The following is a 17,282-nucleotide window of genomic DNA, read 5'->3' as shown; positions in this document are numbered from 1 at the left end:
TAATGGATATGTTAAAAGTAGAAGTTTATCGCTACAACCCAGAAACCGACCAGGCGCCTTACATGAAGTCTTATGACATCGACACACAAGGCAAAGACCTGATGGTATTGGATGTTCTGGAGTTGATTAAGGCCCAGGATTCGAGCTTGGCATTTAGACGCTCTTGTCGTGAAGGTGTTTGTGGTTCTGATGGCATGAACATTAACGGTGTTAACGGTTTGGCATGTGTCAAGGCGCTGTCTGAGTGCGTTAAAAACGATACGCTTGTTTTGCGCCCTTTACCCGGCTTACCTGTTGTGCGTGATCTGGTCATCGACATGACCCAATTTTACGATCAGTACAAGAAGATCGAGCCGTTTCTGCAAAACAACGAGCCGGCGCCAGCTATTGAGCGTCTTCAGTCGCCTGAAGATCGCGCCAAGTTGGATGGTCTTTACGAATGTATTTTGTGTGCTTGTTGTTCAACCAGCTGTCCTTCCTTCTGGTGGAACCCTGATAAGTTCGTAGGTCCTGCAGGTTTACTGCAAGCCTACCGGTTCTTGGCGGACAGCCGCGACAATGAAACCGAGAGGCGTTTGTCCAACATCGACGACCCTTTCAGCGTTTTCCGTTGTCATGGCATTCAAAACTGCGTTCAGGTTTGCCCTAAAGGTCTTAACCCCACTCGGGCGATTGGCCATATTCGCAACATGCTATTGAGCTCGGCCACCTAATTATTAGTGTTATAGCAATAAATATTGCTGTAATACAAAGGTCGAGTAGCCGATTCGGTGAAAACCGTCTAAGGTTGTGATAAAAAGATGTCCGGGCTTTAGAGGCGGCTAACGTTACCCTAAAGCATCGGAAACTGGATTTGTGTCACGAGAGCTAGCTTGGTCAAGCTAGGCACATCTCCTATGAGTACACCGGCACACCCATAGTGGTGTGCCGGTGTACGCACGTAAGTTAGACCAAAAAATTAATTTGGAGTGCTGCCCTGGGTTAGAGTTGAGAGATCCCCAGGAACAGTTTGATTTTTTCCATGTCAGGGTGCCGGGGAACCGGACTATCTGTACAAGTAAGGCGATAAGCATTGGAGCACTCTAAATAAAGCGATGACACAAGGGCCCGTCACGGCTAAGTTGTGCCTCCTTTTATACAGAGTGTTTGCTTTTTATAAAATTCCACGGTCAGTTAACGTGATTTTCGGGCTAAGACATTTTAGCGCCTCTTGCAGTTAGAGAGCCCTATTTCGAGGCGGGCATATATGCAAGACAGTATAATGGAAGCGCTTTGGCGAACCTCCCACATATCGGGTGGTAACGCTGCTTATGTAGAAGATTTATACGACACTTATTTACACGACCCCAACGCCGTTGATGAGGCGTGGCGGAATTATTTTGATCAACTGCCTCGCGTACAAGGGGTGGTTGACGCCGATACACCGCATTCCATTATCCGTGCTCAGTTCGCCGAACTCGCCAAAGAGCGCGCTCGCAGTCATGCTCCATTGGGCAGTGGCTCTGTCAATATGGAGCACGAGCGCAAGCAGATCAAAGTAGTACAGTTGATCAACGCTTACCGCTCCCGCGGCCACAAAAAAGCCAAAACTGACCCGCTGAATCTGCAGCAAGCTAAGTCCGTTCCAGATCTAGACTTGCACTACCACGGTCTCACCAAAGCCGATTTAGACACCGTATTCCAAACCGGTGAGTTGATGATCGGCGTAGAAGAAGCCCCACTGCGCAGTATTATAGATGCTCTAGAAGACACCTACTGCGATTCCATCGGCTCTGAAATTACGCACATTAATGATGCCGCTGAGCGTCAGTGGTTGTTACAGCGCCTGGAAAGCGTACGCGCAAATCCACGTTACAACAAAGATGTGAAAATGCGCCTGCTGGATCGCCTGACTGCTGCAGAGGGCCTCGAGCGTCATCTCGACAGTAAATACCCCGGTACCAAGCGTTTTGGATTAGAGGGCGGCGAAAGTTTTATTCCGCTGTTGGATTCTTTGATCAAGCGTGCAGGCTCTTTCGGCACTAAAGAAATCGTTTTAGGTATGGCCCACCGGGGCCGCCTGAACACCCTGGTTAATATCCTCGGTAAAAATGCCACTGACCTATTTGATGAGTTTGAAGGTAAAAAGCTAGTTGATACCTCGGGTGACGTTAAATACCACCAGGGCTTTTCGTCCAACGTAATGACCCAGGGCGGTGAAGTGCACCTGGCCATGGCGTTCAACCCATCCCACCTTGAAATCGTATCGCCTGTGGTTGAAGGTTCCGTGCGCGCCCGTCAAGATCGCCGCAACGACCCAACCGGTAACTTAGTTGTACCTATCTCGGTGCATGGTGATGCAGCATTCGCAGGCCAAGGTGTGGTGTTTGAAACCTTTCAAATGTCCCAAACCCGCGCTTACAAAACCGGCGGCACCGTGCACATCGTGATCAACAACCAAGTTGGTTTCACCACTAGCCGTGAGGAAGATGCACGCTCTACGGACTACTGTACTGATGTGGCTAAATTCGTCGAAGCGCCTGTTTTCCACGTCAATGGCGATGACCCAGAAGCGGTTATTTTTGTGGCTCAATTGGCCATGGATTACCGCTACGAGTTCAAAAAAGACGTAGTAATCGATTTGGTGTGTTACCGCCGTCGCGGCCACAACGAAACCGATGAGCCATCATCGACACAGCCGCTGATGTACAAAAAAATTCGCAGTCAGAAAACGACTCGGACTTTGTACGCTGAAGCTCTAGTGGCGCAGGGTGTTGTCAGTGAAGCCGACGCTACTGAAATGTCCAATGAATACCGCGCTCGATTAGACCGCGGTGAATCCGTGGCCGATGGCTTGGTGTCCGAGCCAGACAGCTCCATGTTTGTTGATTGGTCGCCGTTTCTTGGCCACGACTGGGTCGCTGAAGGCGATACCGGAGTTGATTTAGCGCGCTTACGCGAGCTTGCCAATAAGTTATGCGCAATTCCTGACGGCGTGCAGATTCAACGTCAGGTCGCCAAAATCTACGAAGACCGCAAAAAGATGGCTGCGGGCAGCCTGGCCCTGAACTGGGGTATGGCTGAGTTGCTAGCCTACGCTACCATCTTAGATAGCGGAAACCAAGTTCGTATGACTGGCCAGGATATCGGTCGTGGTACCTTTTCTCATCGCCACGCGGTAGTTCACAATCAAAAAGATGGTGAGTCCTACACACCTCTGGCTAATCTGGCAGAAGGTCAACCCGCCTTCGATATCTATGACTCTTACTTATCGGAAGAGGCAGTGCTGGCATTCGAATACGGCTATGCCACCACCCAGCCCTACGGCCTGGTCATTTGGGAAGCCCAGTTTGGTGACTTTGCCAACGGTGCCCAGGTAGTGATCGACCAATTTATTACCAGTGGTGAGCACAAGTGGGGCCGTTTGTGCGGTTTAACCATGTTGCTGCCACACGGTTATGAGGGCCAAGGGCCCGAGCACTCCTCGGCGAGATTGGAACGATTTGTACAGTTGTGCGCTGAGCACAATATTCAGATCTGTATTCCAACCACGCCCGCGCAGGTTTTCCACATGCTACGCCGTCAGGTGGTTCGTCCTATGCGTCGACCTTTGGTAGTGATGAGCCCGAAATGGATTCTGCGTCACCCGCGTGCCACGTCCACCTTGGAAGAATTGTCGCAGGGCAAATTCCTTAATGTGATCGGCGACGATAGCGTAGACGCATCAAAAGCCAAGCGTGTTGTAATGTGCAGTGGTAAGGTCTACTACCATTTATTAGAAGCCCGCGAAGAGCAAAATATTGAAGATGTCGCGCTGGTGCGCGTTGAGCAGCTCTATCCGTTCCCCGAGGAAGAAGCACTGGCTGAAATCTCTCGTTACGAAAATCTGCAAGACATTGTTTGGTGTCAAGAAGAGCCCATGAATCAAGGCGCTTGGTTTGGCATTCGCCACCGCATTGACCGTGTATTGGTGAAATTAACTAAGCAGGTTCCAATGAAGTTTGCCGGTCGTGAATCATCGGCTGCTCCTGCGGCAGGGTATATGTCTCTGCATTTGGAAGAGCAAAATCGTTTTGTGAACAAAGCATTAACCCTAGATTCATAGCAGTTATGCCACCCTCCGGTGGCGTTTAAGAAGACGAAGCAGTAACCATTACCTAGCAGCAATATCTCGAGGAAGATATACGACAATGACAACAGAAATAAAGGCGCCCACCTTTCCAGAGTCGGTTCAAGACGGCGTAGTCGCAAATTGGCACAAACAACCCGGCGAAGCCGTCAGTCGTGACGAGCTCTTAGTCGATATCGAAACCGACAAAGTGGTGCTCGAAGTAGTCGCCTCAACCGACGGTGTACTGGGCGAAATTATTAAAGGTGCCGGCGATACCGTTCTGAGTAACGAAGTCATTGGGATTATTGCTGAAGCAGGTGAGCAAGCCGCTGCACCGGCCGCCAGTGCGCCGAAGGCAGCTCCGGCTGCCAACTCCGGTGGTGGTGAAGTTGTCGACTTGAAAGCACCGACCTTTCCAGAATCTGTGCAAGACGGTTCTGTTGCAAGCTGGCACAAAGCGGTGGGCGAGCAAGTATCCCGAGACGAGCTGTTGGTTGATATTGAAACCGACAAAGTTGTACTGGAAGTTGTTGCTCCTGCCGATGGCGTATTGAGTGCCATATCCGCTGAAGCCGGTTCCACCGTCCAAAGTAATCAGGTAATTGGTCAAATCACAGCCGGTGCTACCGCCTCTACCGCAGCGGCCCCTGCGGCGGCCGCACCAGCAGCTGCCCCTGCCGGAGGCGAGGCCGTTGCTTCGCCATCGGCGCGTAAATTAGCCAGCGAAAAAGGCATCGATTTAGCATCTGTTGCCGGCTCCGGCAAAGACGGCCGCATCACTAAAGAAGATGTTGCTAACGCTAAATCAGCACCAGCTGCTCCGGCCGCTAGCCCAGCTCCAGTGGCTAAGGCTGCTGCCAGCGCGGCGCCATTACCTGCCGGTGAGCGCATTGAAAAACGCGTTCCTATGACTCGTCTGCGTAAGCGCATTGCCGAGCGCTTGTTGAACGCCTCGACCAGCACAGCCATGCTTACCACCTTTAACGAGGTGAATATGAAACCGCTGATGGATATGCGTAAGCAGTACAAAGATCTGTTTGAGAAAACCCATGACGGCGCTCGTTTGGGCTTTATGGGTATGTTTACTAAGGCCGCTTGCGAAGCTCTGAAGCGTTTCCCGCAAGTGAATGCCTCCATCGACGGTGACGACATCGTCTATCACGGCTTCCAAGACGTAGGTGTTGCGGTTTCTACCCCTAACGGTTTGGTTGTACCTGTTCTGCGCGATGTGGACGACATGAGCATTGCCACCATCGAGAGCACTATCCGCGATTTCGGTATGCGTGCTAAAGATGGCAAGCTCGGTATTGAAGAAATGACCGGTGGTACCTTCACCATTACCAATGGTGGTGTGTTCGGCTCGTTGTTATCTACGCCAATTCTGAACCCACCTCAGTCAGCCATTTTGGGCATGCACAAAATCCAAGATCGCCCAATGGCTGTTGATGGCAAGGTTGAAATTCTGCCAATGATGTACTTGGCGCTGTCCTACGACCACCGTCTATTGGATGGAAAAGACGCGGTTCAATTCTTGGTGGCGATCAAAGAGTTCATCGAAGACCCAGCCCGCATGCTGTTACAGGTGTAATCAGTCAAATTGTCGAGAACTGCTTGCTTAGTTGGGGTAACATCCATATTGCACTGCAACCCCCTAAGCAAGCACCACAACTCCAGAATCTAGGAAAGGAATATGTCGGATAAATACGATGTCATTGTCATCGGTTCGGGCCCAGCGGGCTATGTAGCGGCCATTCGCGCGGCGCAGTTAGGTTTAAAGACCGCTTGTATCGAAAAATGGAAAGACACCAAAGGTAAAGGTATCAATGGTGGTACGTGTTTGAACGTCGGTTGTATCCCCTCTAAAGCTCTGTTAGACAGCTCCCATAAATTCCACGACGCCCACGCGGCATTCAAAGGCCACGGTATTTCAACGGGTGATGTGAGCATTGATGTTCCCACCATGATTGAACGTAAGGACCAGGTTGTTAAGCAAATGAGTGGCGGTATTGCCGGTTTGTTTAAAGCTAATGGCGTTACTTCTTTATATGGCACCGGTAAGCTTTTGGCCGGCCGTAAGGTTGAGTATACGGATTTCGAAGGCAAGGTTACCCAGCTAGAAGCCGACAACGTTATTTTGGCGTCAGGCTCTACCCCGGTTGCCATCCCAGTTGCCAAAGTGGATAACGATGTAATCGTTGACTCCACCGGCGCGTTGGAATTTAGTGAAGTGCCAAAGCGTTTGGGCGTTATCGGTGCCGGCGTTATCGGCCTGGAACTGGGTAGTGTTTGGAGTCGTTTGGGTTCTGACGTGGTTCTTCTGGAAGCCATGGATAAGTTCCTGCATATTATGGATCAGGAGATTGCCCAGGCTTCTCACAAAATCTACAAGAAGCAAGGCCTCGACATCCGCTTGGGCTGCCGTGTAACTGGCACCGAAGTGAAGAACGGCGAAGTAGAAGTCACCTTCAGCGACGCCGACGGTAACGAGCAAAAGCAAACCTTCGACAAGCTGATCGTTTGTGTTGGTCGCCGTCCTTACACCGAAGGCTTACTGTCTGCAGACAGCGGCGTGAACTTGGATGAGCGTGGTTTTATCTACGTTAACGACCTATGTTCTACTAATGCACCGGGCGTCTGGGCGGTTGGTGACGTTGTACGTGGCCCAATGTTGGCTCACAAAGGCTCGGAAGAGGGTGTTATGGTTGCCGAGCGCATCGCCGGTGAAAAAACCCTGATCAACTACGACATTATTCCTAACGTTATTTATACCCACCCAGAGGTTGCCTCTGTGGGTAAAACCGAAGAGCAGCTTAAAGCCGATGGCGTGCCTTACAACAAAGGTACCTTTCCATTCATGGCCATTGGCCGTGCTGTTGCAGCGGACGAGTCTGACGGTATGGTTAAGATGTTGGCTCACGCCGAAACCGACCGCGTATTGGGTTGCCACATTGTTGGTCCTAGCGCCTCTGACTTGGTGCAATCCGTTGCCATGACCATGGAATTCGGCGCCAGCGCCGAAGACATCGGTATGACTGTATTCGGTCACCCAACTTTCTCTGAGGCTGTCAAAGAAGCCGCGCTGGCGGTCAATGGTCACGCCATTCACATGCCTAACCGCAAAAAGAAAAAGTAATTGAATCAAATCACCCTACGGGGTGATTTGTTTTATCTACCAACCAGCAAGGGACGCGCTGGTAACAATTCTAATAGGGATAGTCTCCACGTCTGAGTGGGGAGCACCGTGCAGGTCTCACGGGGAACTTAACCATATAAAAGGGGTAGCTGGGCTGCGCCAGTGGTTTAAGGTGCGGCCTAATATCGGTGTGTTGTGTCACTGTAGCGGAGCGGTGTTTGCTGCAGTTGGACTCGGGCGCGGGAGCTTGCTCCCGCGAAAGTCAAACTTGTTTAATTTGCGTAAGGTTGTTCTTGCGCCGAGCGAACATAGTCAAAAAATACGGAATAAATGTCATGAATTTGCATGAGTATCAGGCAAAACAATTGTTTGCCGAGTACGGTTTGCCGGTATCCAAAGGTGTTGCAGCGCAAACTGCCGCTGAAGCAGCGGCTGCAGCGGATGAGATCGGTGGTGATATGTGGGTTGTTAAAGCCCAAGTTCACGCCGGTGGTCGCGGTAAAGCAGGCGGCGTTAAGCTGGTTAACTCCAAACAAGAGATCGAAGAGTTCGCCACCAAGTGGCTGGGCAACAACTTGGTTACCTACCAAACAGACGAAAACGGTCAGCCTGTAAGTCGAATATTGGTTGAGTCTTGTACTGACATCGACCAAGAGCTTTACTTGGGCGCTGTGGTAGATCGCTCTACTCGCCGCATCGTGTTTATGGCATCTACCGAAGGTGGTGTTGAGATCGAAAAAGTAGCTGAGGAAACTCCTGAGAAAATCCTCAAGGCTACCATCGACCCACTGGTTGGTGCGCAGCCATACCAAGCTCGTGAATTGGCTTTCAAGTTGGGCCTGAACAGCACCCAGGTGAAGCAATTCACCAAAATCTTCCTAGGCTTGGCCCAAATGTTCGAAGACAAAGACTTCGCACTGTTGGAGATCAACCCTCTGGTAATCACCAAAGAAGGCAACCTGCACTGCTTAGATGGCAAAATCAACATCGACAGCAACGCTCTTTACCGTCAGCCTGGTATCCGTGAAATGCACGACCCAAGCCAAGACGACGCTCGCGAAGCACACGCTGCTGAGTGGGAGCTCAACTACGTTGCCCTAGAAGGTAATATTGGCTGTATGGTAAACGGTGCTGGTCTGGCCATGGGTACCATGGACATCGTTAAACTGCACGGTGGTCAGCCTGCCAACTTCCTAGACGTAGGTGGCGGTGCAACCAAAGAGCGCGTGGTAGAAGCGTTTAAAATCATCCTGTCTGACGCGGCTGTAGAAGCTGTTTTGATCAACATCTTCGGCGGTATCGTTTCTTGTGAAATGATCGCCAACGGTGTTATCGGTGCAGTTGAAGAAGTAGGCGTTAAAGTACCTGTAGTTGTTCGCCTAGAAGGTAACAAAGCCGAAGCGGGACAGAAGGTATTGTCTGAGAGCGGTTTGAACATTATTGCCGCAGAAAGCTTGACCGATGCCGCAGAGAAAGTGGTCGCAGCTGCAGCAGGGGGTAAATAAGATGAGCGTATTAATTAACAAAGATACCAAAGTAATTTGTCAGGGTTTTACCGGTTCTCAAGGTACTTTGCACTCTGAGCAAGCCATCGCTTACGGTACCAACATGGTTGGTGGTGTAACCCCAGGCAAAGGTGGTCAAACTCACCTTGGCTTGCCGGTGTTTAACACCGTTGCCGAGGCCGTTGAAGCCACTGGTGCTGATGCCTCTGTAATTTACGTGCCTGCTGCCTTCTGTAAGGACTCCATCTTAGAAGCTGCCAACGCCGGTATTAAACTGGTTGTTTGTATCACTGAAGGTATTCCTACTCTGGACATGCTCGACGCCAAAGTTAAGTGTGACGAGCTGGGCGTACGTCTGATTGGCCCTAACTGCCCAGGTGTTATCACTCCCGGCGAATGTAAGATCGGTATTATGCCTGGTCACATTCACTTGCCAGGTAAAGTGGGTATTGTTTCTCGCTCTGGTACTTTGACCTATGAAGCGGTTAAGCAAACCACTGACTTCGGTTTCGGCCAATCTACCTGTGTCGGTATTGGTGGTGACCCAATCCCTGGTTCTAACTTCATCGACATCTTGGCCATGTTCCAAGAAGACCCAGCCACCGAAGCCATCGTTATGATTGGTGAAATCGGCGGTACTGCGGAAGAAGAAGCAGCGGCATTCATCAAAGAGAATGTTACCAAGCCTGTTGTATCTTACATCGCTGGTGTAACTGCACCTCCCGGTAAGCGCATGGGCCACGCCGGTGCCATCATCTCTGGTGGTAAAGGCACTGCCGACGAGAAGTTCGCCGCGTTACAAGACGCTGGTGTAACCACCTGTCGCAGCCTGGCTGACATCGGTAAAACGTTGAAAGAAGTTACCGGTTGGTAAGTTTTTGAAGCGCTGAGATGGCCCGCTGTTAGGGCCGTAGCCGAAAAAACCTCAGCTTTTAGCTGGGGTTTTTTTATGGCTGCTCTTCGGTGCTGAGAGGTGAGCGGTATATGATTCCCTTCGGTGGCTTTTTACATTCTCCCTATATCTGTTGAACTACTCTTAGCGTAATCGAATTGATGGTACTTGCGGTTGATCACCATGCCCAAAAAAGTGGCATGAAGAGTGGTGGCTAGTAAGAAAAGCTGGATTTTAAGAAGTTTTACAGCTTGCAGCTGCTATTTGTGTGTTTTTTATTATAGATTGGGGTCTCTCGCCAGCTGATCTGAGCATGCAAATCAAACAATAACCGCATGCCGTCTAACCAACATATGGAAGGGAATCTCTATGAACGCGTTGCAGTTTTCTACTCGTAATATCATTGCCTTGCACAAGTTTGAAACCTGCGTGCGAAAAATCACAGGTTTGCGCTTTACCCTGTCTGAAGAAACTTCGCTTCTCAGTTTATGGGGAAAGGTTAGCGAGTCAGATAACTCGGAAGTTAAGGGCGCGTTTGAAGCATTTGTGGTGGGGCTGGACACTGAGCAAAAGAAACAACTGGTCTATCGGGGCGTAACTTTGGATTACGAGGCCTACGCTAAAACTGTCAGTTCCGAGCAGCCGGTCGGTAAAAAAAGTATTCTTTATCGTGGGGTAAAGGTAGAAACGACGGTACCTTCAGACGAAGCGAAGCAAAACTCAGACTCTCAGCGTAAAAAACAAAGGGTCTATCGAGGTCAAATCATTAAGTGATTTAACTGCGTCGCTGGCCGGGTTTGAATTTTTCTACATATATGCATTGAATTAAGCTTTATGGACTTTTCACGATTTATTTTTTTCGCTGAGTCCTTTGGGCAAAGGTAGGTTTTAACAACATTGCGCCTGTCGAAATCGTAAGGCTATACTCAAAAGCTGGTCTCGACAAATAACAGCCTATCCAATCACTATTGCCCTAATATTGGGCTTCACAGCACAGTGTGACTCCAGCACATTGTGTTCTACTATCAATGCCTCAATAAGTGGTATGGTAATTTCTACTGGTCCTGCATCCACTACTCACGAGCATGCGTCATTCTACGCATATCCTTAACTTAGTAGATTCTATATCATAAGTGAATAGTTCTGCCGTTCCTATACGTTGGTTATCGTCGAGTGGGCGAATAGCAGGGGACGGCCGCGGCAGGTCTTTGTGATTTACTTGGCGAAAATGAAACCTTAATGTGATACGTGCACCCCAACAGATATTTCGCGTTCGGCGACAGTACAATAAGTGGGTTGGAAACCAAACTTTAGAAGACTATTCGTTGCGTTTCACCGCCGATCGCGCTCGCCGGTTCAGCATAGCCGATGTAGCTAAAACAGCGCTGGGCGCTACCGCATTTCTTGCGTTGGAGGCAATTGCTGCTGCGGTGACGTTGAATTATGGGTTCGTCAATTTTTTTTGGGCAATGATTACAGTTGCTTTGACGATTTTCATCACCGGTGCTCCTATCTGTTATTACGCAGCGAAGCATGGGTTAGATATAGATTTGCTCACGCGCAGTGCCGGGTTTGGGTATCTAGGCTCAACGGTTACGTCGCTCATCTATGCATCGTTCACGTTTATTTTTTTTGCCATAGAGGCTGCCATATTAGCGTCAGCTCTGAACGCACTTTTAGGTATTCCCCCCTCTATAGGTTACATTATTTGTGCGATTTCAGTGCTGCCTGTAGTAACCCATGGTATCAGTGCTATCAGTCGCTTTCAGATAGGGACCCAGCCAATATGGTTGGCTTTGCAAATTGTCGCATTAGTGGTTCTGGTCTTTAACGAAGTCGATCAGATGCGAGCCTGGGTCGACTTCATGCCTTCCGAAGAATTCTTAGATGCAGATTTTAGCCTGGCATTATTTGGTGGTGCGGCGGCGATAATGTACGCATTAGTGGCACAAATAGGAGAACAAGTTGATTATCTACGTTTTATGCCCAAAAAAACTTCGGGTAATAGAACGCAGTGGTGGTTCTGGCTAATACTGGCAGGCCCGGGCTGGATATTGATAGGCATGGTGAAAATGCTGTTCGGTTCGTTTGTAGCTTACCTTGCAATCAAGAGTGGGGTTGGGTTTGAACAGGCTACGGATCCTACCTATATGTATCAGATGGTGTTTCAATATATCACCCATTCTCCCAGTGTAGCTCTTATTTTGGCCGGAATTTTAGTCGTGATTTCTCAAATGAAAATCAATGTGACTAACGCTTATGCCGGTTCGTTGGCTTGGTCAAACTTCTTCTCGCGGTTAACCCACAGCCACCCCGGTAGAGTAGTTTGGTTGGTTTTTAATGTTCTGATCGCCCTGATGCTCATGGAATTGGGGATTTACAGAGCGCTTGAATCAATCCTTGGGATATTTGCGATCGTCGCTTTAAGTTGGTTAAGCACTCTGTCAGCCGATTTAATGATAAACAAATCATTGAAACTAAGTCCGGACTACGCTGAATTCAAACGTGCGCATTTGTACGATATTAATCCGGTGGGTGTCGTTACCATGGTGTGTGCTACTGGCCTGGGTGTAACTGCTTATCTCGGTATATTGGGCCCTAGCGCTAAACATCTTGCGCCATTCATCAGCTTGCTTGCCTGTTTTGTTATAGCGCCGTTAATAGCATTAATTACCCGTGGCCGTTACTACTTAGCTCGACGTTCACCGGAAATTGAGGGGCTTAACCAATCTCTTGTTCGTTGTTGCATTTGCGAAACACAATTTGAGGTGCCAGACATGGCCTACTGTCCGGCTTATCAGGGGCCGATCTGCTCGCTTTGTTGCTCATTAGATGGGCGCTGTATGGACAATTGTAAGCCCCATGCACGCTTGTCCGAGCAGGCGAAGGATTTTTTTAGTCTATTTATGCCTAATGGTGCGGTCGCTCTTTTGAGCTCTCGAACCGGAAAATTCGTTTTTATATTTTTATGCATCAATTTAATTACCGGCGCTTTGTTGGCGTTAATCTATTATCATATGGCTCCGGTCAGTAGTGCCGAACAGAACTTATTGCGCACCACTATCTGGACGCTGTTTTTCATTCTTACCATTGTTTTTGGGGTCATTTCCTGGTTGTTTTTGTTAGCTAGAGAAAGTCAGCAAGTTGCGCAAAAAGAATCGAACCGACAAACCCAACGGTTAATGGAAGAAATCGAAGCTCACCAAATCACCGATCAATATTTACAACAAGCAAAGGAGTTAGCTGAACAAGCCAGCAATGCGAAGACGCGCTATTTAACGGGAATTAGCCATGAACTGCGTACGCCTCTACAATCCATACTGGGATACGCGCAACTATTATTACAGCAATCCCCGAAGCCTGACCAACAGAAGGCGCTCCAAATCATGCGTCGCAGCGGTGAATATCTTGCCGATTTGTTAGAAGGGCTCTTGGATATATCTAAAATTGAAGCCGGGCGTTTGGATATTTACCGCAATGAAGTCAGGCTCCCAGCGCTGTTAGATCAAGTTGTTGAAATGTTCGAGCCCGAAGCTCAGGCAAAGGGATTGCTTTTCCATTACTACCCTGCGGACAGCATTCCACCATACGTCATTGCTGATGCCAAGCGTTTGCGTCAAATTCTAATTAATTTGCTGTCTAATGCGGTGAAATACACGGTGGTTGGAGAGGTGACTTTTAGAGTTAATTATCGGAATCAGGTGTGTGAGTTTATTGTACGAGATACAGGCGTTGGCATCGCGCCAGAGAACATGGATCGGATATTAAACCCATTTGAACGAGTTAGAGATCAACAGGTGCCAAATGTCTCAGGTACCGGGCTTGGTTTAACGATAGTTCGGTTATTGGCAGATGTAATGGGTGGAGAATTATTGGTCACTAGCGAGCCAGGGGTTGGTAGCGAGTTCAAGGTATCGTTGATGCTGAGTCGTATAGAGACCCCCGTGGTATCTACTTTACAACCCAGGCCAGTGGTCGGTTATAAAGGGCCGCGTTTGACCGTACTAGTTGCCGACGATGAAGCTGTACACCGAGGTCTCATTGCCGATTTGCTTGGACCTTTGGGGTTTACTGTGCACGAAGCTCAGAACGCCGATGAATGCTTGATAGCGTTATCGGACGGAGAAGCAGATTTGCTGTTGTTAGATGTAACCATGCCCGGTGAAAACGGCTTGCAATTGGCCGCTAGACTGCGAAAACAAGGTATTGCAATTCCCATCATAATGATTTCAGCGGATGTGCAAGAGTACCATAGTCAATCCATTGATGAATGTGCCCACGATGATTATATGGTTAAGCCCATTAACAACCAGGCTCTATTGGAAAAGATGGGTAAATTGCTCGGCATAGATTGGCAATACAACGACTTGGGCCCAAACTCCATGTCTAGTAAATCTCCTACGGCGTTGCCCCCCGATAATGCTCCCATTAATGTATCGCATCCGTTACTGAGAGAACTGAAGGCATACGCAGATTTGGGATACTATCGAGGAGTCAATGACTCTTTAGAAAAAATTGGCAAGGAAAGAATAGTGACAGAGACTCAGTTTGCTCAGATTCAACAGCTAGCGTCTCAATTTCGCTACGAGCTACTGAGTCAGATTCTATCGGGAGAATTGTGACATGGGCATCGAAAGTTTTAGTAAAACGGTACTTGTCATCGATGACGCTCCCGATTCATTAAGCTTGATTAATGATACCTTGGAACATGCTGGTATCAATACGCTCGTTGCTTTAGATGGTAAACAAGGCCTAACGATTGCTAACCGCTTTAAGCCAGATCTAATTCTGCTTGATGCAATTATGCCCAACATGGATGGCTTCGAAACCTGTAAAAATCTGAAGTCTAGCCCTGAGCTGGCAAGCATTCCAATAATCTTTATGACCGGTCTAAGTGATACAGACAGCGTAGTTAAGGGGCTGGCAATGGGGGGGGTGGATTATCTTACCAAACCTGTGCATGCGGAAGAGTTACTGGCGCGAATTAGAGTGCATCTGAAAATGGCTCAATTGACCAGTGATGCTCACCAAGTTCTTGATAGCGTTGGCCAGCACATTGCGACGGTTGATAGTAGTGGTACCATACTTTGGGCGACACCCGAGACTCACGCTCTGTTAGCACGTGCGTTGGGCATTAGTTTACCCGCAAATGAGAGACTAGTTGCGCATCTATCACAATGGCTCGCTTCCAAGCCAAAACCGCAAAGCTACTCAGACTTGTTGGGTGAGGGCTTTCCTCTAAAAATAATTCTAATTGAAGCTAGGGGCCCAGATCAGTGGTTACTAAAATTTTCGGATGCTACGGAAATTCCTGGTGAAGTAGTTCTGCAACGAACATTGAACTTAACGCACAGGGAGTCAGAAGTTCTGTATTGGCTGGCGTGCGGTAAAGCCAATAAAGAGATTTCTGAGATTCTAGACATAAGCGTGCGCACGGTAAATAAACACCTAGAGCAAATCTTTCCAAAATTGGGCGTAGAAAATCGAACAGCAGCCGCGGGTATCGCCATTCGAGCTTTAAATCAGTCCTGAATCAAAACTTCTTTCTTGGACTATTTTGCTTCCTTTTGATGGCCGTTTAATCTTGCGGTTTAATTCCTTTCTATGTTGTTCTCACAGTAAAGTGCACTCCACCTGTAAGGTCTATGTTTCATAATTTTGCTCATGGTTGACTAATTCATCTACGTAGTTATGCGTATAACCGCCGGTAAAATAACGGCAGCCTAGTATGGAAGAAAATCATTAAACTCAGTTAAGAAATATACAACACTTACTGGGGGGAATATGTACCATCGAGGAACGATACGCCGCAAGCCATTACATAATAAATCGCTGTCAATGATGACCGTCCTTGGGCTAGCTTCATTCAGTAGCGTTTTTACGTCGGCTGAAGAGTTAAGTATCGGGGGGGTCGATATATCTGGCTTCTTAGATATGTCAGTCAGTAATACCGATACCGATGACCAGGGTAGCGACCAAGTAATTGCTCTTAACAGTGCTAACATTAGACTTTTTTCTCAACTGGACGACAAGGTTAGTTTGCAGGTTCGCATGGCCGGTGGCGATGAGACTGAATTTGGTTTGGAGCAAGCTAATATCACTTATCAGGCAACAAGTGAGTTGTCCCTTTTTGCAGGTGAATATCTGAGTGCGCTAGGTTGGGAAGCGTACCACGATCCAAATCGTCTGCAAAATTCATTTTCTGCGGCACTAGTCTATCCGGCGTTTATTAGTGGTGCGGGAGCAAAGTACAAAACCAGTGGTTTTGAAATTTATGGCTCTGTAGCATCGGGAGTTTGGGACTCACCATTTGCTGACACACGAACCGACGATATCGGATGGGAAGCAGCTGCACGATTTACAGCTATTGACAATCTTACTGTTTTTTTAGGTGCGGCCAGTGGCCAGATTTCAGATGAAGTTAACTTCGACCGCACAGTAGTTAACTTGTGGGCAAGCTATGTTATGGGCGGCCTGACTCTAGCCGCGGAATACAATGATTTAACGGATTTCGCTTTTGAAGGTGACGATGGCGACAGTTGGTTACTCATGGCGAACTATGCCTTTAATCAAGACTGGAGTTTAACCTTGCGTACTATTAACCCGGTGAGTGTATATATCTGATATAATGCTCGGATGAACAGTAAACCAGACACTCGCACTCTATCATTCGACGCAATAGAAGAAAAACGACGTACGGCGCAAAAGTTGCGCAAGACAGGAATGACTCGAGCAGAAATTTCTGAAATCGTTGGAGCTCACCCCGATACCGTTGGGAGGTGGCTGAAAATTCCTCCCAACAAATTAAAAATCAATAAGCGCGGACCTAAAAAAGGCGAAGGAACACTTCTGTCCAAGGAGCAGAGCGACAGAATTAAAAGCCTGATAACAAATAGGACGCCAGATCAACTGCGGTTGGACTATGCATTGTGGACTCGCCAATCAGTACAGCAGCTAATTCTTCAAGAGTATGGAGTTGAGCTAGCGGTAAGAACGGTTGGCGATTACTTGAAACGCTGGGGAATGACGCCACAAAAGCCTCAGAAGCGCGCTTATGAGCAACGAGCACCAGAAGTAAAGAAGTGGCTTAAAGAAGAATATCCAGACATCAAAGCGCGCGCGAAGTCTGAAAATGCCGAGATATATTGGGGTGACGAAACAGGCTTGCGTAACAATTGCCAGCACGAACGAGGTTACGCCCCGAAGGGAAAGACGCCGGTAATCAAGCTAAACGCAAATTCTGAGTCGATCAACATGATATCTGCAGTCACGAATCAGGGCAAAGTTCGGTTTCGGTTTTTCGAAGGAACCATGAACGGCGACATACTTATCGATTTTATGATGCGCTTAGTTAATTCAGCTGACCGCAAGGTATTTTTAATTTTGGATAACTTACGAGTGCATCATTGCAAGCCGGTCAAAGAATGGCTAGAGGATCACAAAGAGATGATTGAGGTGTTTTATCTACCTGCGTATTCTCCAGAGCTTAATCCTGACGAGTATTTAAACTGTGATCTAAAGAAAGGTGTTCACAGTGGTAAGCCGGCTAGAAATAAAAAGCAATTAAAGTCTAAGGCACAATCTCACATGGCGATGCTGCAAAGAAAGCCAAGTCGGGTCAGGAAATATTTTAACAATGAATATATCAGCTATGCCGCCTAG

The 17,282-nt window shown here is 48.3% G+C and carries 11 protein-coding genes; all 11 read left to right on the top strand.

Annotation, left to right across the window (positions count from 1 at the left end):
• Positions 1-8: 8 nt before the first annotated feature.
• Complete coding sequence (locus tag ACGHM3_RS16270; RefSeq protein WP_345425055.1) at positions 9-713, top strand: succinate dehydrogenase iron-sulfur subunit; 705 nt, start codon at positions 9-11, stop codon at positions 711-713.
• 533 nt (positions 714-1,246) lie between these two features.
• Positions 1,247-4,084: a 2-oxoglutarate dehydrogenase E1 component gene (locus tag ACGHM3_RS16265; RefSeq protein ID WP_345425053.1), complete on the top strand. Its 2,838-nt coding sequence runs from the start codon at positions 1,247-1,249 to the stop codon at positions 4,082-4,084.
• 85 nt (positions 4,085-4,169) lie between these two features.
• Complete coding sequence (gene odhB, locus ACGHM3_RS16260) at positions 4,170-5,678, top strand: 2-oxoglutarate dehydrogenase complex dihydrolipoyllysine-residue succinyltransferase (RefSeq protein ID WP_345425051.1); 1,509 nt, start codon at positions 4,170-4,172, stop codon at positions 5,676-5,678.
• A 102-nt stretch (positions 5,679-5,780) separates the two neighbouring features.
• On the top strand, positions 5,781-7,223 hold the full coding sequence (gene lpdA / locus ACGHM3_RS16255; protein WP_345425049.1) for a dihydrolipoyl dehydrogenase: 1,443 nt from the start codon (positions 5,781-5,783) through the stop codon (positions 7,221-7,223).
• 335 nt (positions 7,224-7,558) lie between these two features.
• Complete coding sequence (gene sucC, locus ACGHM3_RS16250) at positions 7,559-8,728, top strand: ADP-forming succinate--CoA ligase subunit beta (protein ID WP_345425047.1); 1,170 nt, start codon at positions 7,559-7,561, stop codon at positions 8,726-8,728.
• Between the two features lies 1 nt (position 8,729).
• The gene (sucD, locus tag ACGHM3_RS16245; protein ID WP_345425044.1) at positions 8,730-9,602 is read left to right on the top strand and encodes a succinate--CoA ligase subunit alpha; all 873 of its coding nucleotides are present in this window, start codon (positions 8,730-8,732) and stop codon (positions 9,600-9,602) included.
• A 387-nt stretch (positions 9,603-9,989) separates the two neighbouring features.
• On the top strand, positions 9,990-10,394 hold the full coding sequence (locus ACGHM3_RS16240; protein WP_345425041.1) for a hypothetical protein: 405 nt from the start codon (positions 9,990-9,992) through the stop codon (positions 10,392-10,394).
• Positions 10,395-10,945: 551 nt separating this feature from the next.
• Positions 10,946-14,242 carry an ATP-binding protein gene (locus ACGHM3_RS16235; RefSeq protein ID WP_345425038.1) on the top strand — a complete coding sequence of 1,099 codons (3,297 nt, stop codon included), beginning with the start codon at positions 10,946-10,948 and terminating at the stop codon, positions 14,240-14,242.
• Position 14,243: 1 nt separating this feature from the next.
• Complete coding sequence (locus ACGHM3_RS16230) at positions 14,244-15,152, top strand: DNA-binding response regulator (protein ID WP_345425035.1); 909 nt, start codon at positions 14,244-14,246, stop codon at positions 15,150-15,152.
• A 252-nt stretch (positions 15,153-15,404) separates the two neighbouring features.
• The gene (locus ACGHM3_RS16225) at positions 15,405-16,244 is read left to right on the top strand and encodes a porin (RefSeq protein ID WP_345425031.1); all 840 of its coding nucleotides are present in this window, start codon (positions 15,405-15,407) and stop codon (positions 16,242-16,244) included.
• 12 nt (positions 16,245-16,256) lie between these two features.
• Positions 16,257-17,282, top strand: coding sequence for an IS630 family transposase (locus tag ACGHM3_RS16220; RefSeq protein ID WP_390517130.1), 1,026 nt, complete (start codon positions 16,257-16,259; stop codon positions 17,280-17,282).

Origin of the sequence: Halioxenophilus aromaticivorans, from assembly GCF_042850945.1 — a bacterium.
Taxonomy (GTDB): domain Bacteria; phylum Pseudomonadota; class Gammaproteobacteria; order Pseudomonadales; family Cellvibrionaceae; genus Halioxenophilus; species Halioxenophilus aromaticivorans.
This window is presented reverse-complemented; position numbering and strand designations above follow the sequence as displayed.

Bases quoted from the DNA above. Each gene is read 5' to 3' on its own strand.
- ACGHM3_RS16270 (WP_345425055.1), top strand. From the start codon at position 9: ATGTTAAAAGTAGAAGTTTATCGCTACAACCCAGAAACCGACCAGGCG.
- ACGHM3_RS16265 (WP_345425053.1), top strand. From the start codon at position 1,247: ATGCAAGACAGTATAATGGAAGCGCTTTGGCGAACCTCCCACATATCG.
- odhB (WP_345425051.1), top strand. From the start codon at position 4,170: ATGACAACAGAAATAAAGGCGCCCACCTTTCCAGAGTCGGTTCAAGAC.
- lpdA (WP_345425049.1), top strand. From the start codon at position 5,781: ATGTCGGATAAATACGATGTCATTGTCATCGGTTCGGGCCCAGCGGGC.
- sucC (WP_345425047.1), top strand. From the start codon at position 7,559: ATGAATTTGCATGAGTATCAGGCAAAACAATTGTTTGCCGAGTACGGT.
- sucD (WP_345425044.1), top strand. From the start codon at position 8,730: ATGAGCGTATTAATTAACAAAGATACCAAAGTAATTTGTCAGGGTTTT.
- ACGHM3_RS16240 (WP_345425041.1), top strand. From the start codon at position 9,990: ATGAACGCGTTGCAGTTTTCTACTCGTAATATCATTGCCTTGCACAAG.
- ACGHM3_RS16230 (WP_345425035.1), top strand. From the start codon at position 14,244: ATGGGCATCGAAAGTTTTAGTAAAACGGTACTTGTCATCGATGACGCT.
- ACGHM3_RS16225 (WP_345425031.1), top strand. From the start codon at position 15,405: ATGTACCATCGAGGAACGATACGCCGCAAGCCATTACATAATAAATCG.
- ACGHM3_RS16220 (WP_390517130.1), top strand. From the start codon at position 16,257: ATGAACAGTAAACCAGACACTCGCACTCTATCATTCGACGCAATAGAA.